This window comes from Sorangium sp. So ce590 (assembly GCF_051521365.1).
Lineage (GTDB): Bacteria > Myxococcota_A > Polyangia > Polyangiales > Polyangiaceae > Sorangium.
Map to the genome: position 1 here is coordinate 3395268 of NZ_CP150346.1, position 24049 is coordinate 3419316.

Sequence of the window (24049 nt, forward strand, 5' to 3'; positions counted from 1 at the left end):
CGGACGTAGCGCGCCCTCGCCAAGCAGGATACTCCGCGCGATCTCTCGCCGGTAGAACGTGTATTCTCTCGGTCCCTCGGTGAATCGAAGACTCTTGGCTTGGCAGGGTCAACATGCGTAGTTTGCTTTTGATTTCAGGTGTCTGCGCGATCATTTTGGCGGGCTGCGCCAGCGAGCCGAGCGGCTCGGGCACCAGCTCGACGACCGGCGGTACGTCCAGCAGCGTGAGCGGCGGCACGCCCGGCTCCGGCGGCGGCGGCTCCGGCGGTCAGGCAACGAGCGCCAGCACGGGCGATGGCGCGAGCTCCTCTGGCTCCGGCGGCGGCGGCGGCGGCTCCGGCGGAAGCGGCGCGGGCGGAAGCGGCGGCAGCGGCGCGGGCGGCGCGGCTGGCTCCGGCGGAGGCGGCTCCGGCGGAGGCGGCTCCGGCGGAAGCGGCGCGGGCGGAAGCGGCGGCAGCGGCGCGGGCGGCTCCGGCGGCAGCGGCGCGGGGGGCGACGGTGCCGGCGGCAGCGGTGGAGACGGCTCCGGTGCCGGCGGCAGCGGCGGAGACGGCGGCAGCGGCGGAGACGGCGGCAGCGGTCCGGGCGTGCTTTCGGGGCTGCCGGTCCCGCCTGGCGGAGGCGTGGCCAGGCCGTCCGGCACCCCGGGGAACCTGGTCGTGATCAACTGGGCGGGATTCAGGGGCGCCGTCTCGTACTCATTCGACGATGCCCAGCCGTCGCACATCACCCATTACGCGGCGCTCCAGGCCGAGGGCGTCCCGATGACGTGGTACCTCAACAGCGGGAGGAGCGGCCTGGCGAACTTCGACGCGACGTGGACGCGGGCGGCCGCGGACGGCCACGAGCTCGGCAACCACACGGCGCACCACTGCCACGCCAACATGACCGAATGCGCGGGCGGGTCGGCCGGCAGCCTGCTCGCGGAGATCGACGAGTGCACGAGCTACATTGAAGAGCACTACGGTCAGCAGGTCTGGACGATGGCCTCTCCCTTCGGGGACGCGGGCTGGAGCAGCCCCGCGCAGTCAAGGTTCTTCCTGAACCGCGGCGTCCAGGGGGGGACCATCGCCCCGAACGACAGCTCGAACCCGTGGAATCTGCCGACCAAGATGGCGAACGGGGGAGAGAGCGCGAGCACGTTCAACGCCGACATCGACGCGGCGAGGTCGGGCGGCAGGTGGGTCATCTTCCTGTTCCACTCGATCCTCCCGGGGGACAACTGGTACGCGGGGGTCCAGCTGTCGAGCGTCACCGGGAGCATGAGGCACGGCAAGGCGCTCGGCGACGTGTGGCTCGACACGGTGGTCAATGTCGGCGCGTACTGGGCCGGCCAGAAGGCGCTCTCGTCGGCCATGCGCGCCACGTCCGGCAGCAACACGACCTGGACATGGACGCTGCCGGATCACTTCCCGCCGGGCAAGTTCGTGCGCGTGAAGGTGGACGGCGGCACGCTCAGGCAGGGTGGCCGCGCGCTCGCGTGGGACGACCACGGTTATTACGAGGTCGCGCTCGACGAGCGCTCGCTCACCCTGTCACCGTAGCGGGCCCCCACGCGAATCACGTTGATGAAGCGTTGTGCTGTCACCTTTCTGTTCGCGCTGGCGGGCTGCGGCTCATCGAGCGACAACGGCCCAGCTCGGGCGGCGCGGGCGGCGCGAGCAGCTGGGGCAGCCTGGCCAGCGCTGGGAGCGGGGGGTGAAGGTGGCTCGGCGAGCACGGGAGAAGGGGGGGCCAACCCCCCAGCCGTTCAACATCAGCGTGCAGACGGTCGTCGGCGAGAACGGGCAGGGGATTCGCGCCCTCAAGAAGGGCGCGACCGACACCGGCGAGATCGGCATGCAAGACCGTATCGGCGGGTCGTGTCGGTGGTCAGACGTCCGTGCGGGGGGCACCTTCGCTCCACGGCGCGCGCGGCGACGGGGTGACTTTCACCCGCTCCGTCGGTAACCTCTCCCGTCCCAGGGAGGAACTCTCGCGATGCCGACGCTGCTCATCGTCCCCGGCTACACCGGCTCCGGCCCTCGCCACTGGCAAACGCTCTGGGAGCAGAAGCTCGCTTTCGCGCGCCGCGTGGAGATGCCGGACTGGGATCACCCTGACCGGGGCGCGTGGGTCGAGGCGCTCGACCGGGCGGTCGCCGGCAGCGCTGAGCCCCCGGTGCTGATCGCGCACAGCTGCGGCGTGAGCGCGGTGGTCCACTGGGCGGCCCTGGGCGCGCGGCCCGTGCGCGCTGCGCTGCTCGTCGCGCCGGCCGACACCGAATCGCCGAGCTACCCGCGCGCAGCGCTGACGTTCCATCCCTTGCCCGGCGTCAGGCTCCCGTTCCCCTCGATCGTCGTCGCCAGCTCGAACGATCCCTACTGCACCCTGGGGCGAGCCGAAGCCCTCGCGCGCGTCTGGGGGAGCCGGTTCATCAATGTGGGGCCGTCCGGGCACATCAACGTCGACGCCGGCTTCGGGCCCTGGCCCGAGGGCGAGCGGATCCTCGCCGCGCTGGCAGGCGAGCCCGCTGACGTGGTGCAGCAAACCTTCCTCGTGGAGCCGGTGTCAACGCGTGTGTGCTCGTGATCTCCTCGTCCGGGGTGCTCTGGTGGAGGCGGAGGTCGCACACGACAATTTCCGCTGCCGCTGGTGCGGTGCTCGTCCGTGCTCGAGGGCACGGCGCAGCTCCTTCACGAGGTGGGCGCGGTCACCCGGACGCTCCGCGTCGGCGCCGGCCTTTCGATTCGATGATCAGGTCGCCGCGATCCGGAGATTGCAGGAGGTGTGAGCCGTGGCGAAGCGCTGAACCTGGTGCATCTCCCTGCCGCCGTTCCACCCGAGCGCCTGGCGGCGACGGGGCGCCTCGCCGCGCTCGTGGCGGAGCACTCGACCTTCGTGTGGCGCTCGCTGGTGCGGCTCGGCGTGCCGCGCGCCGACGCGGAAGACGCGGTGCAGCAGGTCTTCCTCGTGGTGGCCCGGAGGCTGGGGGAGATCGAGCTCGGCCGGGAGTCGGCGTTCCTGTTCAGCACGGCGCTGCGGATCGCCTCGCGCGCGCGGAGGACGCAGCAGCGGCGCCGGGAGGTCTTCGAGGAGGAGCCCCGCGAGCGCGTCGACCCGGCGCCGGATCCCGAGGAGATGATGGATCGCGCCCGCGCCCGCGCGGCGATCGACGCCATCCTCGACACGATGCCGCTCGATCTGCGCGCAGTCTTCGTGCTGTTCGAGCTGGAGCAGATGACGATGGCGAGCATCGCGGTGATGCTCGATCTGCCGGCGGGTACGGTCGCCTCCCGCCTTCGCCGCGCGCGCGAGCACTTCCAGGCTGCCGTGCGGCGGCTCGAGGCGCGGGCCCATTTTCGAGGTGAGTGCAATGAGTGATCCTGAGCGCCTCCTGGACCAGAAGGAGAGTGAGCTGCAAACGATGCTCCTCCGCGCGGCGCTCGACGAGAGCCCGCCGATCGGCCTGACCCGGCGTACGCTCGTCGCGCTCGGCGTCACCGCCGCCGCGACGGGCGCGTGCAGCGCGGCAGCGGCGATGGGGGCGGGCGGCGCGGTGGGGACGGGCGGCGTCGCGGCGGGCGGCGCGGTGGGGACGGGCGGCGTCGCGGCGGGCGGCGTCGCAGGGGGGGGCGGCGTCGCAGGGGTGGGCGGCGCGGTGGGGGCGGGCAGCGTCGCGGCGAGCGGCGTCGCGGCAGGAGGCGCGGTGGGGACGGGCGGCGTCGCGGGGACGGGCGGCGTCGTGGCGGGCGCGGTCGCCGCGCTGAAGCTGGCGGGCATGGGCGGGCTCTTGAGCGCATTCGGCATCGGCGCGGTAGCGGGGATCATCTCGCTCGGGGTCGCGGAATGGACGAGCGTCGACGCGCCGGCGCCGGCGCCGGCGAACCAGGCTCAGAAAGCGCCCGGCGCGCCGTCGCCGCTCGCCGCGCCGCCCGCGTCCGGCCCGGCCAGGACGGAGCCGGCGCCCGTCCCGGAGGAGCGCGCGGCCGAGGAGCCGCCCCCGCCCGCCGCGACGGCGGCGGGCAGCCCCCGGGCGCGCGAAAGGAGCGCGCGGACGCTGGCCTCCGAGCTGGCGTTGCTCGACAAGGCGCGGCGCGCGCTGCGAAGCGGCGATACGGCGGCCGCCCTCGCGCTGCTGGCGCGCCACGCGCGCGAGTTCGCCGACCCTCAGCTCGCCGACGAGGCCGCCGTGATCCGCGTCGAGGCGCTGGCGAGCAAGGGAGATCGCGCGGGCGCAAACGCGGCGGCGCGGCGCTTCCTCCAGGAGCATCCAGGCAGCCCTCACGCCGATCGTGTCGAATCGGCAGCCGGCATCAACGCGCGCGGCGAGAGCGTGATCCCGAGGAAGAAGCTCGGAGATTGATCCGGCAGGACGCTCTGTCATGAGGCTCTTCCATGCCCTGACGCCACTCTGCTGCTCTTCGGCGCTCGCGCTCCTCAACGCCGCGTGCGGGATCTCGATCCTGGGCTATGGCCCCGGCAATGACGGCGGCGGCGGTGACCATGGCACCGGCACACGGAGCGGCCCGGGAGCCGGAGGCAGCACGGGCGCTGGCTCGGTGGAGATCTCGGACTGCGAGGCTGGGTACAACGAGATCAGCGATGGAAGAGGCGGCGTGAACGTCGAGCAGGTCTGCCCGCTGCTCGTGGACAGGTCGGTCTCGCTGGCGGCCTTCACGTCGACCCTCTATCCGCTGCTGCGCGCGAGCTGCTCCAGCTGCCACAGCACCGAGACCCGCGCCACCGCGCCCCTCATCGCCGACGTCGACGCCGAGCTGGCGCACGAATACGCGCTCACGCGCGTGAGCTTCAAGCAGCCGGCGGACTCCAAGCTCGTCGTCCGCATGGGCGTCGACCGGCACGCTTGCTTCGGATCGAACTGCATGGATGCGAACCGGCAGATGCTCCAGGCCGTCCAGGCGTGGGCCGCCGCTGTCGCGCCGACCCTCCCGGAGGCGCCGCGCCCCGTCCCGATGGACGAGGAGATCTCCGGGATGGACGTGACGGGCTGGATCGAGGCGGACAGGGCCGGGATCCCGGCGGCCGACGCGGAGTTCATCAAGTACGCCTCGCTGCACGAGCTCCACAACGCCGGCGTCTCCGCGGACGAGCTCAACGTGGCTCGCGTGGCGCTGTCGAAGGCGCTGAACTCCACCGCGCGCTGGGCGCCCGAGGTCGCGAACCCGGTGGACATCAACGGCAAGGGCATCGTGTACCGCTTCGATACCCGCGACTACTGGGGCTACAACAAGGGCGTCACAAGGCTCCATTTCGGCGGCTCGGACGACGACGTCTTCTTCGGGTACACGACCGTCAACTACCTGGGCGAGCCGGTCGGCAGCGACGTCACGACGAAGGAGAAATACGGCTACACGGCGGAGGTCCAGCGAGACCCGAGCTTCGCGCGGCTTGTGTGGGGGCGCGTCCTCGCGGGCAACGTCGAGGGCGCCTCGGCCGGCAATCCGCTGCCGCCCTTCGTCGATGGGTTCAAGACGGATTACATCGAGGCCAGCCAGCTGGTGTTCACGCTGACCCGTCCGGACGTGTACAGCGCGATCATGGCCATCCCCTGGTACGCGCACGATCTCGAGGCCGAGCTCGGCGTGATCAAGGACGAGGGCATGAAGTCGTACGAGTACATGGTGACGAAGGAGGCCCACCCCATCGACTCCCGCATGTACTGGCGCGCCAGGACGACGAGCGGCGGGTATTACTGGAAGACGTGGGACGTCTGGACCGGGCAGCTCGCTGACGGCGTGAAAACGATCGAGGAAGCGTACGCGACGGGGCAGATCCGGTTCCCCTTCTGGGCGTACCCGATCCCGAAGTTCGTCAGCGGGACAGGCGGCGGCGTGGCGCCGGCGACGTTCAGCTTCATCGCGACCCTGGCGCAGCCGTTCAACTCGACACCGCCCGGGTGCGACCCGCAGCCGAGCTACGCCGGCGCGCAGTTCTCCAACTGCCGCTACTACACAGGGACCGACGGGATGCAGCAGTCCGAGGAGGCGGTCATCTGGGATCTGCCGAACGGCTTGCAAGGGTACGCCCTCTGGGGCGGCTTCGGCCAGCGCCGGATCGATTCGATGGTCAACGCCGTGCGAGATCCCCGCCTCCACCGGGGCCTCACGGACGCGAGGCTGGCGAGCGAGATCGGCTATGCCATCCCGGACCGCCGCCAGAACGTCGGCAGCTCGTGCATCGGCTGCCACGCGGACGGCGTGAGCCGCGGGGACAACGATCTGCGCGACTGGCTGGACAGCGGAGGCCCGCTCCCGGCCGGGGAGCGCGGGGTCGACCGGTGGATCGACGACGAGCAGACCGTGGCGCAGGTCAGGGAGCTGTACCCCCCCTCCAGCGTGATGAGGCCGAAGATGGAGGACGACCGTCGCGGCTTCCTGGCGGCGATGGCGAAGATCAAGCGCGAGATGATCCTGGGCGAGGACAAGAACGTGTACGTGGAGCCCGCCATCTGGACCATCGAATGGGCGCAGAGCTTCTACCGCTACCCGGTCACCACGTCGAACTGACGTCGTTCGCCCGCCGCTCTCCCGTCGCCCAGGGTCAGTCCGGCGGGAGCAGGGCGAGCAGCGCCCTGGCGGTGACCTTCTTGTCGGAGACGAGCACGCTCCGGATGAGCCTCGGGCTCCCCGTGACCTTCTCGCCCAGCGCCTCGCCTGGAAGTTCGAGCCGGCAGGCCATGAGGCGCTGTCGGTACCGGGAGAGGAGCGCGTCGCAGTCGCGATAGAAGCGGGTGCTGCCATCGTTCGCGAGAAAGAGGAGGCGAGACGCGCGGGCGTTCTGCGGGCTCTCCGGGGCCTTCCTGGCCAGCGCATCCAGCCCCTTCTGCTCGCTGGCGAGCTTGTCGGCGATGAGCTCGAGGCCGTGGCAGGCGTGCTCGGCCAGGAGCGCATTGCGAAGCTCCGTGGCCAGCGCCTCGGTCATCGGGAGGCTCGCCACCCGGTTTCGACCGCTCTCCCACAGCAACCCTGCGTGCTTCGTGAGGAGGGTGGACACCGCGTCGTGGCGCGGATCGGCGACGAGATCTTTCGGCAGCTTGAGCACAGGCACCTCGACGCGTACGCTACCAGACCGGGCGCCGGCTGACGACCACCGCACCGGCGAGGCGCGCTTTTGCGCTCCCTCGCTTGCTGGGCGGCGCGGAGGCGTGGATTGCTGTAGAACGACGGCTCAAAGGACGCTGCTGGCTCCCACCCGCCACGAGGTTCGCCGATGAAGTTCGCCTTCGACAACACCTACGCCCGGCTCCCGGACCGCTTCTACGCGCGCGTCTCGCCCGCCCGGGTCCGCGAGCCGCGCCTCGTGAAGGTCAACCGCGCGCTCGCGGAGGTGCTCGGGCTCGACGCCGAGCAGCTCGCTTCGGCGGAGGGGGCGCAGGTGCTCGCGGGCAACGCGCTGCCGGAGGGCGCGGAGCCGATCGCGCTCGCGTACGCCGGGCACCAGTTCGGCAGCTTCGTCGGGCAGCTCGGGGATGGTCGGGCCATCCTGCTCGGCGAGGTCGTCGGCAAGGACGGCAGGCGACGCGACATCCAGCTCAAGGGCGCGGGGCGGACGCCGTTCTCGCGCGGCGGAGACGGGCGCGCCGCCCTCGGGCCCGTGCTGCGCGAGTACGTCGTCAGCGAGGCCATGGCGGCGCTCGGTGTGCCGACGACGCGCGCGCTCGCCGCCGTGACGACGGGCGAGCCGGTCTATCGCGAGGAGGTGCTCCCCGGCGCGGTGCTCACGCGCGTGGCCGCGAGCCACATTCGCGTGGGCACGTTCCAGTTCTTCGCCGCGCGCAATGACCGCGAGGCGCTGGCCACCCTCGCCTCGTACGCGCTCGCCCGGCACCACCCCGAGGCGGTGGGCAGCGGCAACGACGCGCTGGCGCTGCTCGATCGCGTCGTCGAGGCGCAGGCCAGCCTCGTCGCGCGCTGGCTGGGGGTCGGCTTCGTGCACGGCGTGATGAACACCGACAACACGTCGATCTCGGGCGAGACCATCGACTACGGGCCGTGCGCGTTCCTCGACGAATACGATCCTGCGAAGAAGTTCAGCTCGATCGATCGGGGCGGTCGCTACGCCTTCGGGAACCAGCCGCGCATCGCCCAGTGGAACATGTTGCGGCTCGCCGAGGCGCTCTTGCCTCTCCTGGCCGACGACCAGGAGGAGGCCATCCGCGTGGCGACCGAGCGCGTGGAGCGCTTCACCGGCCTGTTCGTGGAGGCGCACGAGCGCGTCCTGCGCGCCAAGCTGGGGCTCGCGCGCGAGGAGGACGAAGATCCCGCGCTCGCCGCCGATCTGCTGGAGCGCCTCGCGTCGAACGGCGTCGATTACACGGTCTTCTTCCGCCGGCTCTGCGCTTCCGCGGCCGACCCCGCCGCCGACGCGCAGGTGGCCTCGCTGTTCGCGGAGCCCGGCGCCTTCCGCGACTGGGCCGAGGGGTGGCGCCGGCGGCTCGCCAGGGAGGACGTCGACGGCGGAGCGCGCGCGAGCGCGATGCGGCTCGTCAATCCGGCGTTCATCCCGCGCAATCATCGGATCGAGGCGCTCATCCAGGCTGCCGTTCTCCGGAACGACTTCGAGCCCTTCGAGACGCTCGTGCGGGTGCTCGCGCGACCGTACGAGGATCAGCCGGAGAACGCCCATCTGAGCGAGCCCCCGCGGCTGGACGAGCGCGTACAGCACACGTTCTGCGGGACGTGACGGCGGATCGCACCCGGGGGCCTCACTCCCTCCGATCGACGTCTCGGGTGAGGGTGGCCGTCAGTCGGCCACGAAGCCTTTCCATCGCCGCAGGTACCCGGCGAACGTCTCGGAGACGCCGCGCTCGTACAGCTCGGCGCGCGTGAGCGGCGGCCGCCGCGGTTGCCACGCGGGGTCGGCGATCCGCTGTGGCCAGTCGGGGTTGACGATGGCGGCGCGCCCCAGCGCGACCGCGGTGGCGCCCTTGTCGAGGAGCGCCTCGGCCTCGGCGCGCGTCCAGACGCCGCCGGCGGCCACGAGCGGCAGGCTCGCCCCGACCGCCTCGCGGAACAGCGGCAGCGGGTGCGTGTCCGGGCGCTTCTGCGAGGGCTTGCTCGAGTCCCACAGCGAGAGGTGGAGGAAGTCGGCGCCGTCCTCGGCGAGCCAGCGGGCGAGCGTGAGGTTCTCGTCGAGGTCGAGCCCCTTGGCCTGGCCCCAGTCCTCGGGCGACAGGCGCACGCCGACCACGAAGGACGCGGGCACCGCGGCGCGGACCGCCCGGAGGGCCTCGCGCAGGAGGCGAGCCCGGTTCTCCCACGCGCCGCCCCAGCGGTCCGTGCGGCGGTTCTGGGTGGCGGACAGGAACTGGCCGAAGAGGTAGCCGTGGGCGCCGTGCAGCTCGACGCCCGCGAAGCCGGCGGAGAGCGCCCGCGTCGCGGCGTCGCGGAAGCGGTCAATGGCGAGGAGGATGTCCTGCTCGGTGGCGGCGCGGGGGACGGGGAGGTCCGGCTCGGCGACGGCGCTGGCGCTCCACGTGGGCACGCCGGATACCTCGGGATTGGCGCGGAGGCCGCCGTGAAAGAGCTGGACGAGGCCCAGCGCGCCGTGGGCGGCGATCTCGGTCGCGAGCCGGCGCAGGCCGGGCAGCAGCCGGTCGGCGAAGACGCCGAGCTCGCCCTGCCAGGCCTGGCCGTCCTCGGCGACGTGGGCGGCGCAGGTCTCGACGACGCCGAAGCCGCCCTGCGCGCGGCAGGAGAGCCAGCGCAGCTCGTCGTCGCCCAGGGAGCCATCGCCGTGGCTTTGCCCGTTCGTGAGCGGGGCGAGCCAGACGCGGTTCCTGGCGGTGAGGCCGTTCGGGAAGGAGAAAGGAGAGAGCAGCGGTGAGGTCACGGGCAGGTGTTTAGCACTCGCCCCGACCGGAGCGCTATCGCCGGCCGGTCTTGCCGAGCAGCTCGCCGAGAGACGCGACCTCGCGCTCCGGGAAGCTCCTCCTCCGGCTCGAGGAAGCATGCACGATGTCCCAGTCTAGAGCGTGCGGGCTCCACGCCGTCCGTCCGAGGTGAGCGCGTCCCGCAGCTTTGTCCTGTCGATCGCGGCGGACGGCAGCCACTCCACGATGCCGTCGATGGCCCGCTCGATGGCGATGGAGTCGGCGCCGTCGCTGAGGAGGTACTCCTCCGCGACGATCTGTCGTGGCACGTCGAGCGCGAGCAGCGCCGCCGCAATGACAACGCCGGTCCGGTCTCTTCCCGACGTGCAGTGTACGTAGACAGGCCAGGCGAGCTCGGGGGTCGCGAGCACCGAAAGGGCCTTGCCGAGCCAGCTCCTCACCCGGCGCTGCCGCGTGTCGTAGTTCTCGACGTCATCGTCCGCGGCGACATGTACATACGTGACCCCTGTGAGATGACCAGGGTCGGGGCCGCGTCGGAGATTCAGTATCGTACCGGGGGAGCCGAGATCGCTGGCCGTCGTCATGAGGTCGAATCGCCCGCCGCGGAGCAGCCGGCCCGCTGGGATCGGCGATACGTCGAACCAGAGGCCGAGGGCTTCGCCCACATCTCGGTAGTTGGTGGGTTGGAACATCGCGCTCAACCGCCGGCCTCCATGGCCGTCCGCCATATCGGCGGGGCCGGGGGGAAGCAAGATCCTCTCGCTCGAATGCGATGAACGGCCGGTGGACGTCGACTCTCACCATCGCGTCCTTCGCGGAAGCGCGTGGCGAAATGTCGCAGTGGGGCAGGTGTGCAGGTCGCGCGTGGGAGATGACGGCGGGGGATGAGGTGCCGTCGTCGGCCGCCGGCGCGTTCGTGCAAACTCCTCGCGTGCGTTTCATCCAGCCAGCGCTCGGCTCGAACGCCTGGATCGCGCTTTGCAATCGCACGCATCATGCATCAACACGCTGCGCTCGGATTGGGAGTCATGGGTCTCGCGCTGACGCTCGGCTGCGCCGGCGAGACTGGAACGGTCGAGGCGCTCGACGAGAGCGCCCATGAATTTTCGACGGCGCCGGGGGAGCCGAACCACGAGGAGATCACCAGCACCGCGCTGGCGTTCCTGAAGCCTGCCGTGCTGAAGGCCCTGATCGCCGGCAACGTGTCCACGGACCCCACGTTCCTTCTCTTCAATGCCGCCCACTTCGATGACTGCAACTTCAGCGGAGGCGCCGCCTTCGTCGCCGAGTACCAGGCCAGGGCCGTGAAAGCGCTGGGCCCGGGCATCGCGCTGCTGGACGGAGATGCCCTGGCCCTGCTGGCCTTCTCCCGCTCGCTGCACGCGGTGCAGGACTTCTACTCCCACACGAACTGGGTCGAGCTCGGCGGCGACGCCCTCGTGGATCAGTCGCTCACCGCTTTCCCCCGGCTCGCGCCGTACTCGGCGATTCCGTCGACGGGCTTCGTCGTCGTGCAGGGCGACAAGCCGAGGCAGACGGCCTTGGTTCGCGACGCGGAGGCCCCGTACCCGGAGTACGCGGTCGTGACGGTCCGCCACCGGCGGACGACCGCCCATGGGCTCGTCTCGGGTACGGTCCACTACGAGCCAGGCGACGACTGTCCGGCCCCTGTCGCGATGACGCACGACGAGCTCAGCAAGGACAAGAGCTCGTTGTCGGATCGCACGGCGCAGCATGAGGCGGCGAAGTCGCTCGCGATCCAGCAGACACGCCATGAGTGGTGCCGGCTCAATCAGCTCGCTCACGATGCGTGGGGCGATGTCGGAACCGCGCGCCTCGCGGCGTGGGTGGCCGACCCGAGCGCGGCGCCCGACTGCACCGCCGAGTGACGGTCCTCCCAGCCCGTCGAGCGGCCCGTCACAAGGGAAGGGCCATGTAGCGGGCGCCGGCGACCGGGTTGTGCCGGTAGGGCGGGACGTCCTTGAACCCGAGCGCCTCGTACATCGCCGCGGCACGCGCCATCGACGGCAACGTGTCGAGGTAGATACGCCGGTACCCGATCGCGCGAGCCTCGTCGAGCACCCGAGCGACGAGCCGCCGCCCGAGCCCGAGGCCGCGCTGCCCCGGCCGCACATACAGCCGCTTCATCTCGCAGTCCTCGGCGGTGATGGCGCGCAGCGCGACGCAACCATGCGGGACCTTGTCGACGGTGCAGAGCAGGAGTCGACCGGACGGCGGGGCGGCTTGCTGCCGCCGGCCGGGACCCTGGCGCGCGCGATCGGCGCTCCAGCTCACCGAGCTGCCCGCCGACCGGGCGCTCTTGGTGGTGCGCAGGCCGGCAGCGAGCGCCCACGCACACGCCTCGCTGACGACAAGGCGCCTCTGACGACTACATCACCGCGGCGCGCTGGGTCCTCAGCGGGGCGAGCACGCCCTTCAACTGTTCCGGATCGCTCCCGCGCTTCGTCAATCTCCGCTACCCGATTGACGCGCTGCTCGATTCCGCGTGACGTATCCTCGGGGCTTCGTGTTGCAGAGGCGACGGAGCTGACGTGTCGGGCCGCCGATCGTCGCTGACATCGATGTCCCAGGAGGATCATCATGAAGCGCATCTTCTGGGTGCGGTCCGCGATCGTGGCGGCCGCATGTCTCGCCGTGCTCTGCGTCGTCCTGGGCCGCACGGCCATGGGCAGGGGGGCCGGGCGCTGGACCGTCCACGGCAAGGATCTCGCCAACACGCACTACGCGCGCGGCGAGAACGACATCGGGCCAGCGAACGCCGCGTCGCTCGCCGTGAAGTGGGCCTTCACCACGAGCGGCATCGTGCCCGCGACGCCGGCCGTCGACCACGGCGCGATCTACTTTCCGGACGGGGGGGGCAACCTGTACAAGCTCGACGCCGAGACCGGGCTCCCGCTCTGGACGCGCACGATCGCAGGCCTCACGGGCACGCCCGGCGCCGTCGCGCGCACGAGCCCCGCACTCCACGGCCACACGCTGTTCCTCGGCACCCAGGCCGGCGCGCACATGCTCGCCGTCGACAGCCGCACCGGCGATCTCCTGTGGAAGACGCAGCTCGACCCGCACCCCGCGGCGATCATCACGCAGTCTCCCGTCGTGCATGGCGGCCGCGTGTACGTGGGCGTCTCCTCGCGCGAGGAGCTCTTCGCGGCGGACAACGCGTATCCGTGTTGCAGCTTCCGCGGCAGCGTGGTCGCGCTCGACGCGGGGACCGGGGCGCTGCTCTGGAAGCGCTACACGGTGCCCGCCGGCTACACCGGCGGCGCGGTCTGGGGCGGCGCGCCCGCGATCGACCTCGAGCGCCGCACGCTGTACGTGGCCACCGGCAACAACTACACCGTGCCGCCCTCCGTCTCCGCGTGCGTGGAGGCCGCCGGCGACGACGCCATCGCCGCCGAGGCCTGCCTCGCGGAAGACAACTACATCGACGCCGTGCTCGCGCTCGACCTCCGCACCGGCGCGCTGAAGTGGGCGCGGCGGCTCCAGGGCTTCGACGCCTGGACGGGAGCGTGCTACTTCGGGGGCGACTGGTGCCCTGATCCGGCGGGCCCGGATTACGACTTCGGCACGGGCGCCACGCTCTTCACGGCCGGCGCGGGGGCGGAGCGCCGCGATCTTGTCGGCGCCGGCCAGAAGAGCGGTATCTTCTGGGCGCTCGACAGGGACGACGGGAGCGTGGTGTGGAGCACGCTGGTCGGCCCCGGCGGGGAGCTGGGCGGCATCATGTGGGGCGTCGCCGTGGACGAGAGCAGGATTTACGTGCCGATCGGCAACAACGGCCAGGTCGAGTACACGCTGCAGCCGTCCGGGGAGGTCATCCACTGGGGATCGTGGAGCGCGCTTGACGCGGCCACGGGCGACATCCTGTGGCAGACGCCCGATCCCACGCCGGGCGCGCAGACCAGGGGGCCGCTGACGGTCGCGAACGGCCTGGTCTACGGCGGCTCGATGAGCGGCAACGTCCACGCGCTCGACGCCGCGACGGGCGCCGTCCTCTGGAGCCATCCGGCCGACGGCTCGGTCAACGCCGGGCCGGCGGTGGTGGACGGCACGGTGTACTGGGGGAGCGGCTACGAGAGCTTCGGTATCGGCACGCCGGGTAACACGCTGTTCGCGTTCGGCTTGCCGGAGCGCTGCCCGGGTGGGAGGTGGTTCGGCTGTTGCGGTCCACGCTGAACGGAGCACGCGAGCGGCTCATCTCGCCCCTACACTGCATGCACGGCATGATCACTTCCGCTCTGTGAGGTCGGCGGACCGCTGATCGGGATGGGGGAGGCAGGCCGTGATGAACCCGCCCGCGCCCGGCGCGTCACCCGCCCGGGCCGCGGAGCCCCGCCGCCGTCACCGCCCGCTCCACGAGGTCGGGCGACCACGCGCCGGCGTGGCGCGTGAAGAGCGTTCGCCCCTTGAACGCGCGCCCCGCGAGCTCCGCGGGCATGTCGGGCCAGCGCGCGACGAAGCTCCCCTTCGGCGCCCCCTTGCGCGCGGCGACCCAGGGAGGGGCCCCGCCCTCGATCGTGAACCAGTCGATCACGCGATCCACGTCCTGGGACGCCTCGAGCCGCCCGATGAGCTTCGTGCTCGTGTTGCCGAACACGTTGTAATCCACCGAGCGAGGGCTCTGGGTGCACAGCAAGCAGCCCACGCCGTACTTCCGGCCCTGGGTGAAGAGCCGGATGAGCGGCTGCTTGGCGGGTGGCTTGCTGCCGCCGGCCGGGATCCAGTCGCGCGCCTCGTCGATGTAGAAGAGCAGGTTCACGCCGCCGGAGGTCGCGTCCACCGTCGTGATCATCCAGCGGTACAGCTCGGTCGCGAGGGCCGCGAGGAAGAAATGCTTCTCGTCGTCGTTGCTGAGCGCGTTCAGGTAAACGATGTTGAGCGGGACGCGCCCCGGCTTCGAGGGCCGGAGCAGCTCGGTGAAGTCGAGGCGCGTCCCCCCCGAGAACAGCCGCGCCGACGGGCCCTGCACGAACGTGTTGAGCCGGCGCGCGAGCCGCTCGCGCTCGGACTTGCGGATGAGGCTCTCCACCTCGTCCATGCCCAGGTCCTCGGGGGCGGTGACGGCGGCCACGATGTCCCTCAGCCGGACCGGCGCCGCGCGCGGCAGGTGCCGCAGCACCTGATAGAGGAACGTCCGCTGCGACTCCTCCTCACCGCCGCACGCGCACAGGCTGACGAGGTTGGCCGCCACCGCCACGAGCAGGCCCTCCTCCTCCTCGGCGCGGAGCGCGGGGTTCGCGATGTGCGAGAGCTCGCTCGCGCTCGGGAGCCGCAGGGGGTCGAGGCAGAGCCTCTGGCCGTGCGAGGACCCGGGCGTGAGGATGCGCGGCTCCATGCGCTCCTGGAGCTCCTCCCACGCGCGGCGCAGCTCCGCCGGCACGTCGGCGGGCGGGCGCGCCTCCATCATCTGGACGAGATCGCCCTGGGGGTCGATCGCGAGGACGGGAACACCGGCGCGCAGCGCCTCCTCCGCGATGATCTTGGCCATCCAGGTCTTGCCGCTCCCCGCAGCGCCGACGACCGAGACGTGCGTCCGCAGCACCGCAGGGTCCATGCAGACGGGCGAGCCGCCGTCGTCGAACCCGAGGAGCATGCCGCTGACGTTCGCGGCCCGGGCCCCCGGCGGCCTCGCTGCCGTATCGAGCTCCGCGGGGGTCGCGCGCTCACCGCTCGGCGGAGCTTCCGCCGGCGCCTTGGGCCCACGGCCCGGCGCCGGCGCCGGCTTCGGGCGCTCGGCCGCCGGCTTCACGACCGCCTGCGCCTCGTCGAGCTCGGGATCGTCCTCCACCATCGGCTCGTCCGCCATCGGCTCGCCGGCCGTCGGCCCGTCCGCCCCCGGCGCGCCGGCCGCGACGCGCTCGCGCTCCGTCGGCGCGTCGCCGCCGCGGGTGGCCTCGAGCGCCGTCCAGCGGCGGTCCCACGCGCCCCCGTCCTTGGGGCCGAGCTCCGCGACGCACGCCCCGGAGCGCTCGTGCTTGCAGCCGTCGCAGCTCGCGCGGTCGCCCGGCGGCGCCAGCCCCCCGGCGCCCAGCGCGTGGTCGGACCAGGCCACCATGCTGGCGATGAGCTCGTAGACCTTGCCGCGCTTCGCCGCGATCTCCTCCCAGCGCGCCTCCCGGACGCTGCGCGTGGGGTGCAGATAGAACACCGCCACGTCCGGTTGCGTGCCGTGCTGGTGATGGTGCATCAGCGCGTAGGTGAAGACCTGGAACAGATCGCTGTTCGGGGAGGTCGCGGGCGTGAGCTTGTAGTCCACGATGCGGTGCTTCCCGAGCCGCGGATCGAAGTACACGTAATCGATCGCCCCGGTCACGTGGACGTGGACGTCCTCCCCCACGTGGAACGTCACGTCGACCCGCTTGCGCGAGTCCCCGAAGAGCTGGCTCCGGAGCTCCGCCGCGGGCAGGCCGGCCGCCCTCGCGTGCACCGCGAGCCGCGCGAGCTCCTCCATGTAGAGCTGGACCGCGGAGATGAAGCCGAGCCGCAGCGGCACCGGGCGCGCCGCGAGCGCGTCGAGGTTCAGGCACGAGGCGTTGAACCAGCGCATCAGCGCCTGCTGGAGGCTCATGGCGTCGCGGGCGGCCTCCAGCGCCGACAGCACCTCGTCCGAGCTCCGCGCGGCGGCGTTGAAGCGCTCCACAGCGGTGTGGAACAGCGCGCCGCAGCCGGGCGCCGCGCCGCCCTTGCGCCAGATGCGGCTCACGACCTTCTTCCCGTCCTGCCGCTCGGCCGTGGCGCGGGTGTCGAACCAGTGGAGCCTCGGGCACGTCGCCGCGACGCGGAGCTGGGTCACGTTGACGTGGACGAGCCTCACTTCCTGCTCTGGAGCTGGACGAAGAGGTCGTCGTCCGTCGCCGTGGCGTGGACGTGGCCCTCGTCATGGAGCGCCTGCGCCGTCTTCTTGAGGTGCGACCAGACCTCCGGGAAGCGCTTCTCCGGCAGCTTCTTGCGGGTCGCGAAGATCTGCGCGAGCTCCTTCGCCATCAGGCCGAGGCGCCACGACAGCTCGGCCATGATGTGCTCCCGCGTCTGCTGAGCATCCCACGCCGGAGGCGGCACCGAGTCCGCGCCGCCCTTCACGATCTCCTCGGTGAGCAGCTCGCGCAGCACCGGGGGCGCCAGCAGCAGGCTCTGGCGGTGGAACGACGCCATCACCTCGGCCTCGGTCACCTTGCGGTACTGCCCGCGCGGGTGCTCGATCTCGAGGTCCTGGCTCCTCGCGGCGCCGAGGAGCCCCGCGAGCGAGTCGAGCTCCGCGTGCCCGGAGAAGTCGAGGTGGAGGTGGAGGAAGCGCTGGCGGCCCAGCTTGCAGAGCGCGTCGTACGCGGCCTTGCCGGCGCCGCCCAGCCGCAGCGGGCGGCGCTCCTCGTCGGTGACAAGGATGCGCTTGTCCGTGTGCTTCGTGTCGTCGACCATGCGCTGGAGCGGCATCCGCGCGCCGTGCCCGCTCGGCGCGCAGAGGAACGTCACGCCGGTGCTCACGATCACGCCGTCGGCGCGCTTCTCCCTGGCCAGCAGGTGATACGCCGGGGCCTTGCCCCGCTTCTTCGGGGTGAGGTGCTCGACGCTCAGGAGCGTCGAGCCGCCCTGGCCGGCGCACCTGGCGAGCAGGTGGTGCGTCAGGCTCGCGAGGTTGTCCTCGTCGGGCGGGAGCGACGCCTGCTGCAGCCGGCGGCGGTTCTTGCCTTCCTCGAGCTTCTTCCTCACCTCGGCGTCGATGACGTCCTCGAGCTTCGCCACGGGCGGCCTCGGTCTGTCGTCGCCCGGGCCGGGCCACTCCTTGAGCCAGCGCTTGCCGCCGACGGCCGCGAGCCGATCTTGCTGTGCCTCCCAGCGGTCCCGCGCCCAGAGGATCGCGTCGCGCGGCCGGAGCTCCTGCACGCCGTCGAGGCGCTGCTCGAGCCACTCGCCGCCGAGCGGGAACAGCCGATCGCGCTTCCGCGCGGCGATGACCTCCTCGATCTCCTTCTCCTCGAAGCCGGAGAGCGCGGCGTCGAGCCGGCCCTCCAGGATGGCGCGGGCTTCCTCGGGCGAGATCATGTGCAGCTCGAGGATCCGCTCGGCGATCCGGTCCCAGGCGGCCGCGGGGATCACCTCGCCCGCGCGCATGGAGAGCATGGACTGCTTCACGCCGGAGACGATGACGACGAGGTGCTTTGCCCTGTCGAGCAGCGCGTGCGCGTACGACATCAGGGCGCGCACGGCGTCCGGATCGAGGTTGTCGATCTGGTCGAGGCAGAGCACGAGCGGGAGCTCGGCGAGCGCGCAGAGGTGCGCGAGGACGTGGAGGACGCGCTCCACCGCGGCGTCGTCCGCGAGGGCGAGGCCGTCGTCTCCGGCCGCCTGGTCGAGCAGGCGCGCCTCGTCGGGCCCGAGGGTCTCGCCGGAGAGCCAGAGCACCGCCGCGTGGGCGCGCCTCTCGGCGCCGGCGTCGCCGAGGCTCCCGTGCGAGGTCCCGGTGAGGAACGCGTTGAGCGCGGGGATGACCGCGTTCTGCGGGTCGATCTGGGCGCCGAGGCGGGCCAGCGCCTCCTTGCGCGCCTCGATCGCCTTGGGCCCCGTCATCATCTTGCGGCCCTTGAGCGCGCCCGTCCGGATGAGGGCGCGGTTGAGGATGGTGTAGAGGCGCGACTGCGTGTAGTCGCTCCCGCGGTGCCCCGCGAGGTCGCTGACGGTCGCGTTGAGCACGTACCGGAGCATCCGCTCGGGCGAGGCGAGGATGTTGTGCAGGTAGACGATGGTCGCCTTGTCTTCCCCGGCCCACTGGAACAGCCGCGCGAGCAGGTGGCTCTTGCCGACGCCGGGGGCGCCGATGAGCAGCGCGCCGAGGCTCGTCGGCTCCTTCGCGGCGTCCTGCACGACGCGCACGAGCTTGTTGAAGGCGTTCTTGTGGATCGACGCGACCGTGGCCTCGGTGCTGCCGACGTCGGTGATGCGGTGGCTGCGGAACGGGTTGGTGCCCCGGACCGCCGCGAGGAAGCGCTCGAAGGTGGGCTCTTCGCTGCTCATGCGTCGTGCCTCTGCGCCACGTAGACGAGCAGGTTGCCGGCCTCCATGATGCCGGCGTCGCGCTCCGCCTCGGCCATCTGGTGGTGGCGCCCGTCGGACGGGTCGAGCGAGTAGCGCCGCTGCCGCCGGAGCGCGGCGAGCTCCGCGTCGAAGACGGCGCGCGGCACGTCGGGGAGAGCGGCGCGGAGGGCGTGGAGGGTGACGTAGTTGTGGCCGCCGGCGTCGCGGTCGAGGGCGGCGAAGGCGGCGTCGAAGCGATCGGTGAAGGGCGCGGGGGCGGGGGCGGCGTCGGCGTCGGCGTCGGCGTCGGCGTCGGCGGCCGCGGGGTGGGGAGCGGCGTCGCGGGGGGCGTCGGGGACCGTGTGGCGGGGAGCGCCGTCGAGGGCCGCGTGGCGGGGAGCGCCGTCGAGGGCCGCGTGGCGGGGAGCGCCGTCGAGGGCCGCGTGGCGGGGAGCGCCGTGGGGCGCGGGCGCGGCGGGGTGCACAGGCGCGCCGGCGGCCGGGAGGACGGCGTCTGCGATGAAGAAGAACAGCGGCTTCTTACCGGTCAAGGCGCCCACGGTCCGGGGGAGCCGGCGCTCGGTGACGCGTTGATCGAGCGCCGCCTTGAACGCGCGGCTCAAGGCAGGCAGGAGCCCCTTGGGGAGCTGCGCCAGAGCGACCGCGGGAGCGCCGGCCGTGCGCGCTGACTGGAGCTGCAGCTCCAGGAGCCGGTCGGACTGCGCGACCGCCTGGAGGTCGTCCGCGAGCAGCACGAGCGTGGTACCGGGCGCTGGCTTCTTCTTGCCTCCCACGCCGCGGGAAAGCAGCAAGCGCGCCTTCGCCTCCCTGGTGGTCAGCGCCTTGGCCGTCACCGCGGGCGTGTCACCGGTCAGCTCCGCGAGTCGCTCGAGCGTCGGCGGGTACGACGCGCCGCCGAGCTGCTTCTGCGACTCGAGGACCCCGAGGAGCCTCGACACCGGCGAGGGCGACGGAGCCTTCTTGCTCGCCGCGGCCCTCGGCTTTGCGGGAGCCTTCTCCTTCGGCGCGGCGGCCTTCCGGGTCGCGGCGACCTTCTTCGGCTCCTCGGCGCTGCTCTTCCGGGCTGCCGTCGTCTTCGTTGTCGTCGCCCGCACGCGCGAGCTCGATACGCGGTTCGTGTTCGTGACCCACCTCCCTGGTGGCCGAGACTACCCGGGCGTCCAGCCATGGGAAGGGGCTCCGCTCCACCGCGCTGACGCGGGCGGCGAGCAGCTCGTGTCGCTGGCGCTGGGAGGTGCACACCCCGCCGTGGAGCCCGGGGCGAGGCTACCGGGTGTCACATAGTGTCATTTCGCAGGCAGATCTGTAAACGGATGGGCACACGTAGTGTCATTTCGCAGGCAGATCTGTAAACGGATGGGCACACGTAGTGTCATTTTGCAGGCAGATCTGTGAACGAATGGGCACACGTCGTGTCATCCCGCAGGCAGCTCCGTGAGCGGCGGGGCGGGGGGCCCAGGCCCATGCGAACCCTGCGGCCAGCGAGCGCCGCCCGAGAGCGTCGCGACACAGGTCGTCGAGAACGTCGACGGGACGCATTCACCGAGCCTGCACGTAGAGCGAGAACGGGAAATTGCCCTGCCCGTCGGCGAAGGTCGCGTCAGGGACGTCGATCACGAACTCGTGCATGCCGGCGCTCGCGGCCCCCCACGGGACGATCCGGGTGTCGATCACGTCGCCAGGGCACCAATTGCTGGACGACTGCCACACTTCGTCCGAGCGCGGGGACAGCCCGTAGATACCGTTGCTCTGGGTATTGTACTTGCGAAACGGCTCGCACGACGTGCGCCCGGGCTTGTACTGCAAGGCCAGCTCGCCGTCGACGTACACGTAATGCTCGCGGCGAATATACTCCTCGCCGCGCTGGTTGGCGCCGTGATTCGACGTGATCAACACGAGCTGTGCATTCTGTGTATCTGCCGGCAATTCGAAGCTGACGGTCTTGCGGGTCGTGCCGACCTTGTCGCTGGCGCCCACGGCGTAATTGTTGAAGTCTTCGCCGATCGCCAGCGGCAACAGGACGCTGAAGTCCTGGGCCTCCTGCGCGCTGTCGGTATACAACCGCAGCGATCCGAGCTGCGTGTCATCGCGACCAGCGCAACCGGCGACCTCGTCGTTCGCGGCGTAAGGCACGCCGAAGATGCTCAATTCGAACCAAAAATCATGATCGGCCAGGAGGTCGGGGTCTTTCAAGATCGGCACGAGGTTGCTGGCCTCCCATTCGTAGGGGACCGTCGTCGGCTGCTTGTTCATGTTCATGAACGGCGTGACGAACCGCGCGACCTCGATCCGGTCGACCTCGCCGGAAACGTAGGTCTGGGCACCCTTGGGGACCAGCGCCAGGTTGACCGAGCCGAGTCGGTCGTAGTTGTCGCACAGCGCGCCCACGACCACGCGGACCTTCAGGGTGGTCTGGACCTTGGCGAGCAGCTCGTCGGTCAACCTGGTCGCGACCAGCGAGTTGTTGTGGCGGATCACGCCGTCCGGGATCGGTTCGTCCACCGTCGCGGCGTAGCCGTCGTAGAACACGATGTTCTCCAGCACCGGCACCTCCTCGGGTCCGAGGGCCGGCTCCTCGCCGCTGCCGCCCGTGCCGCCCGTGCCGCCAGCGCCGCCAGCGCCGCCAGTGCCTGCGCTGGTCCCGGTCACTGCGCTCGTGCTGCCGGTGCTCTCGGGGGTCCCGGTGCCTCCGCCTGTGCCCACGTCAGAGCGCTGTTCATTCGTGCACGCGGCGAGCAGGGCCGACAGACAGAAGGATGGGATCGCGCGACGCAGGTTCATTCGTCGAACTTATCAGATCGCCGGCTCGATGTCGCGCTGGAGCGGCGGACCCACCACGTCCAGGTGGGGGTGTCCTGATTAGGGCATTCGAGTTATCCAAGAAGGGTCTCAGTCGAGCCCTTCCTTGCCCGGTGCCCAATCAGATCGCGTTCGGATCTGACGGCTCGAGAGACCGAGCGACCGCAGCTGCTTGTTCAATCGCTGGATGGAGGATGCCTTCCCGAAAGAGCGCAGCCCTTGATGGACCTGGCCTGAAGGTGATCGACGGCGACGCTCTCGATCTCGCTCCGGTGCGATTCGTCGGACGTTCGCTCGATCACGTCGTCCGCTTCAGCTTTTGCTGGTCGCGCTCGGCGTGCCCCCTCGGGGACAATGGGCTCGTCTACGTTCTGAATCACAGTGGGCAGATGCTCTCGGCAGACGGCTGCTCGCTGTACGTCTTCACCGGTTTTCCCCAAGACTGCTTGATCGGCGACGACCGCTCAGTGGCGCGTCCTGAGCAGCTCGCTTTCGGTGGGCACGCCTCGCGCGCCCGTCGCGCGGGGGACGCGCGCGCTCCGCGGCGCCCGGCGGGGGTCGGCCGGGCGCGCGGCCTGCGCGGGGAGGGGGCGCGGCGCGTCCGCGAGGACGGCGGCCTCGTCGGGCGCGGGGACGGCGGCCCCCACCGCCGCGGCGTCACCTGAGCTCGCTGCCGGGCGTGGGCTCGCCTGGGCTGCGATGCGCGCTTGCGCGGCGCGAACGATGGAGGTGGCGCGCGCGTCGACGCTCGACGCCCGCAGCGCGGCGGGGACCTGGGCCTGTGCCCGTAGCGCGCCGGTCGACAGCACGACGCCAAGCGCCACGACGAGGCCGGCCGCAAGGCCCAGCTTGCCCCGGCGCGCGGGCTCGGCTCGCGCCGGCTCACCCGACGGGCCGACCGCGGCCTTGTAGGCGGCGACCATGGCCTCGATCGAGGGGAACCGCTCCGTCGGATCCAGGGCGAAGGCGCGCGCGAACCAGGCCGAGAGCGCTGGCAGCGCCTCCGGGTACAGCGCCGGCTGAGCCGGTTGCGCTCGGGCCAGGATCGAGGCGAGCACGTCGCTCATGGTGTGGCCCGGGAAGGGCAGCCGGCCCGTGAGCGCCTCGTACGAGACGACCGCGAGCGCCCACATGTCCGAGTGCGGGCTGGTGTCCCCGTCGCACGCGTGCTCCGGGCTCAGGTACGCCGGCGTGCCCAGCACCACGCCGTCGGCGGTTCGGCGGGGGAAGTCGGCAGGCAGCTCCTTTCGGATCCACTTGGCGATGCCGAAGTCCGCGACCTTGGCGCGCACCTCACCGCTGCGCTCCTCCTCGAGCAGCACGTTCGTCGGCTTGACGTCGCGGTGCACGATGCCGAGGCCGTGCGCGACCGAGAGGGCCTCTCCGATCTGGCCGAGGAGCGGGGCGAGCTCCGCCGGGGATATCGGTCCCCGCTCCTGCATGAGCTGCCTCAGGGACCGACCTCGAACGTAGCCCATGACGAGGTACGGACCCACGGCAGGATCGTCGCCGACGTCGCGCACGGCGACGACGTGGTCCGTCTTCTGCGCCAGCTGCGCCGCGACCTGGGCCTCGAACCGGAAGCGCTCCAGCGCGGCGCCCGCCTGGCGCTCGCGCTGGACCGCGAGGAGCTTGAGCGCGACGTCGACCCGCAAGGCCCCGTCGTGCGCGAGCCACACCTCGCCCATCGCGCCGCGTCCGACCCGCCGCAAGAGCTTGTACCGCCCGGCGACGAGCTGGTTGCGCCGCGGGTCCTGCGCCACGGCGCCCCGCCCGGCTGCGGAAGAAGCGGGACCGGCGTCGCCGGAGCAGTCAGAGCGCGCCGCAGCGGCACGCGCGCTGTCCGCCATCTGGAGGTTGGCGTCAGATCGTCCACCGGAAGCCGATGCTTGCCACACGAGCGGTACCCTCCGTGCCGTCGCCGTGTCCAAGCTCATTGACGCGCTGATGCGACAACGCTCCTGGGCACCGAGACCGGGGCATGTCGGTCACAGTACCACCGGGAGGGCGAAACTGACATCAGGAACGATGGAATCGCCTGGCTCGGGAGTCTCCGGATTCACCATAAGGTGCTCAAGGGTGGTGAATCAGCGCCATGGCGAGCGCCCTCGCCCAGGTCAGAACGTGATCTCGATAGCGTCCGCCGATCGGTTCGCCGGCCGTGGTGGACGACCTCGATGTTATTTCCGTCGGGAGCGAGCTCGGACGCAGCACGCTCCGATGACTCGATCCCAAGCGAGCAGGCTTGGACGATGGTCCCCACCTCTCGCCTCTCCCCCTTGGTCTGTAGTTCTATCTCTCCTCCCCGTCTCCCCGTCTCCCTGTGTGCTCTCTCTTGTTCTGGCCGCGGCGCCCTTGGCCCTT

17 protein-coding genes are annotated in these 24049 nt (G+C 71.5%); 8 read left to right on the top strand and 9 right to left on the bottom strand.

Annotated elements, in window-relative coordinates; genetic code table 11:
- Positions 1–224: 224 nt before the first annotated feature.
- From WMF28_RS12955 to WMF28_RS12975, 5 genes are all read left to right on the top strand, one after another.
- Positions 225–1544 (top strand): polysaccharide deacetylase family protein, encoded by a 1320-nt coding sequence (locus WMF28_RS12955; protein ID WP_437602500.1) that lies wholly within the window; start codon positions 225–227, stop codon positions 1542–1544.
- Between the two features lie 436 nt (positions 1545–1980).
- Positions 1981–2571 (top strand): RBBP9/YdeN family alpha/beta hydrolase, encoded by a 591-nt coding sequence (locus WMF28_RS12960; protein ID WP_437602501.1) that lies wholly within the window; start codon positions 1981–1983, stop codon positions 2569–2571.
- A gap of 198 nt (positions 2572–2769) precedes the next feature.
- A complete protein-coding gene (locus tag WMF28_RS12965) occupies positions 2770–3363 on the top strand; it encodes an RNA polymerase sigma factor (protein WP_437602502.1) in 594 nt (197 codons plus the stop codon).
- Complete coding sequence (locus WMF28_RS12970; protein ID WP_437602503.1) at positions 3356–4345, top strand: hypothetical protein; 990 nt, start codon at positions 3356–3358, stop codon at positions 4343–4345. Before WMF28_RS12965 ends, WMF28_RS12970 begins: the two co-directional genes overlap by 8 nt.
- A gap of 19 nt (positions 4346–4364) precedes the next feature.
- Positions 4365–6509: a hypothetical protein gene (locus tag WMF28_RS12975; protein ID WP_437602504.1), complete on the top strand. Its 2145-nt coding sequence runs from the start codon at positions 4365–4367 to the stop codon at positions 6507–6509.
- A 34-nt stretch (positions 6510–6543) separates the two neighbouring features.
- Here the strand turns inward: WMF28_RS12975 and WMF28_RS12980 are convergent, their stop codons facing one another.
- Complete coding sequence (locus WMF28_RS12980) at positions 6544–7050, bottom strand: hypothetical protein (RefSeq protein ID WP_437602505.1); 507 nt, start codon at positions 7048–7050, stop codon at positions 6544–6546.
- A 162-nt stretch (positions 7051–7212) separates the two neighbouring features.
- Between WMF28_RS12980 and WMF28_RS12985 the strand changes: the two genes are divergently transcribed.
- Positions 7213–8685: a protein adenylyltransferase SelO gene (locus tag WMF28_RS12985; protein WP_437602506.1), complete on the top strand. Its 1473-nt coding sequence runs from the start codon at positions 7213–7215 to the stop codon at positions 8683–8685.
- A 60-nt stretch (positions 8686–8745) separates the two neighbouring features.
- Here WMF28_RS12985 and WMF28_RS12990 read toward each other — a convergent pair whose 3' ends face one another.
- A complete protein-coding gene (locus WMF28_RS12990; RefSeq protein ID WP_437602507.1) occupies positions 8746–9834 on the bottom strand; it encodes a HisA/HisF-related TIM barrel protein in 1089 nt (362 codons plus the stop codon).
- Positions 9835–9969: 135 nt separating this feature from the next.
- Positions 9970–10419: a tyrosine-protein phosphatase gene (locus tag WMF28_RS12995; protein WP_437602508.1), complete on the bottom strand. Its 450-nt coding sequence runs from the start codon at positions 10417–10419 to the stop codon at positions 9970–9972.
- A gap of 444 nt (positions 10420–10863) precedes the next feature.
- Between WMF28_RS12995 and WMF28_RS13000 the strand changes: the two genes are divergently transcribed.
- The gene (locus WMF28_RS13000; protein ID WP_437602509.1) at positions 10864–11724 is read left to right on the top strand and encodes a hypothetical protein; all 861 of its coding nucleotides are present in this window, start codon (positions 10864–10866) and stop codon (positions 11722–11724) included.
- A gap of 28 nt (positions 11725–11752) precedes the next feature.
- On the opposite strand, the gene WMF28_RS13005 is transcribed toward WMF28_RS13000, so the two are convergent.
- Entirely contained in the window at positions 11753–12130 is a 378-nt protein-coding gene (locus WMF28_RS13005) for a GNAT family N-acetyltransferase (RefSeq protein ID WP_437602510.1), read from the bottom strand.
- A gap of 306 nt (positions 12131–12436) precedes the next feature.
- On the opposite strand from WMF28_RS13005, the gene WMF28_RS13010 reads away from it, so the two are divergent.
- A complete protein-coding gene (locus WMF28_RS13010) occupies positions 12437–14032 on the top strand; it encodes an outer membrane protein assembly factor BamB family protein (protein WP_437602511.1) in 1596 nt (531 codons plus the stop codon).
- 133 nt (positions 14033–14165) lie between these two features.
- Here the strand turns inward: WMF28_RS13010 and WMF28_RS13015 are convergent, their stop codons facing one another.
- The 5 genes from WMF28_RS13015 to WMF28_RS13035 form a co-directional block, all read right to left on the bottom strand.
- Entirely contained in the window at positions 14166–16670 is a 2505-nt protein-coding gene (locus WMF28_RS13015) for a helicase HerA-like domain-containing protein (RefSeq protein ID WP_437602512.1), read from the bottom strand.
- The gene (locus WMF28_RS13020; protein WP_437602513.1) at positions 16667–18865 is read right to left on the bottom strand and encodes a P-loop NTPase fold protein; all 2199 of its coding nucleotides are present in this window, start codon (positions 18863–18865) and stop codon (positions 16667–16669) included. Before WMF28_RS13020 ends, WMF28_RS13015 begins: the two co-directional genes overlap by 4 nt.
- Positions 18862–19980 (bottom strand): hypothetical protein, encoded by a 1119-nt coding sequence (locus WMF28_RS13025; protein WP_437602514.1) that lies wholly within the window; start codon positions 19978–19980, stop codon positions 18862–18864. The genes WMF28_RS13020 and WMF28_RS13025 overlap by 4 nt, the downstream gene beginning before the upstream one ends.
- A 445-nt stretch (positions 19981–20425) precedes the next feature.
- Positions 20426–21667: a peptide-N-glycosidase F-related protein gene (locus WMF28_RS13030; RefSeq protein ID WP_437602515.1), complete on the bottom strand. Its 1242-nt coding sequence runs from the start codon at positions 21665–21667 to the stop codon at positions 20426–20428.
- 482 nt (positions 21668–22149) lie between these two features.
- Positions 22150–23448: a protein kinase domain-containing protein gene (locus WMF28_RS13035; RefSeq protein ID WP_437602516.1), complete on the bottom strand. Its 1299-nt coding sequence runs from the start codon at positions 23446–23448 to the stop codon at positions 22150–22152.
- Between the last annotated feature and the right edge of the window lie 601 nt (positions 23449–24049).

What these genes read in the sequence shown, in the direction of transcription:
- WMF28_RS12960 (WP_437602501.1), top strand. Translation starts at nt 1,981, where the DNA reads ATGCCGACGCTGCTCATCGTCCCCGGCTACACCGGCTCCGGCCCTCGC.
- WMF28_RS12970 (WP_437602503.1), top strand. Translation starts at nt 3,356, where the DNA reads ATGAGTGATCCTGAGCGCCTCCTGGACCAGAAGGAGAGTGAGCTGCAA.
- WMF28_RS12975 (WP_437602504.1), top strand. Translation starts at nt 4,365, where the DNA reads ATGAGGCTCTTCCATGCCCTGACGCCACTCTGCTGCTCTTCGGCGCTC.
- WMF28_RS12985 (WP_437602506.1), top strand. Translation starts at nt 7,213, where the DNA reads ATGAAGTTCGCCTTCGACAACACCTACGCCCGGCTCCCGGACCGCTTC.
- WMF28_RS12995 (WP_437602508.1), bottom strand. Translation starts at nt 10,419, where the DNA reads ATGACGACGGCCAGCGATCTCGGCTCCCCCGGTACGATACTGAATCTC.
- WMF28_RS13000 (WP_437602509.1), top strand. Translation starts at nt 10,864, where the DNA reads ATGGGTCTCGCGCTGACGCTCGGCTGCGCCGGCGAGACTGGAACGGTC.
- WMF28_RS13010 (WP_437602511.1), top strand. Translation starts at nt 12,437, where the DNA reads ATGAAGCGCATCTTCTGGGTGCGGTCCGCGATCGTGGCGGCCGCATGT.
- WMF28_RS13020 (WP_437602513.1), bottom strand. Translation starts at nt 18,865, where the DNA reads ATGAGCAGCGAAGAGCCCACCTTCGAGCGCTTCCTCGCGGCGGTCCGG.
- WMF28_RS13030 (WP_437602515.1), bottom strand. Translation starts at nt 21,667, where the DNA reads ATGAACCTGCGTCGCGCGATCCCATCCTTCTGTCTGTCGGCCCTGCTC.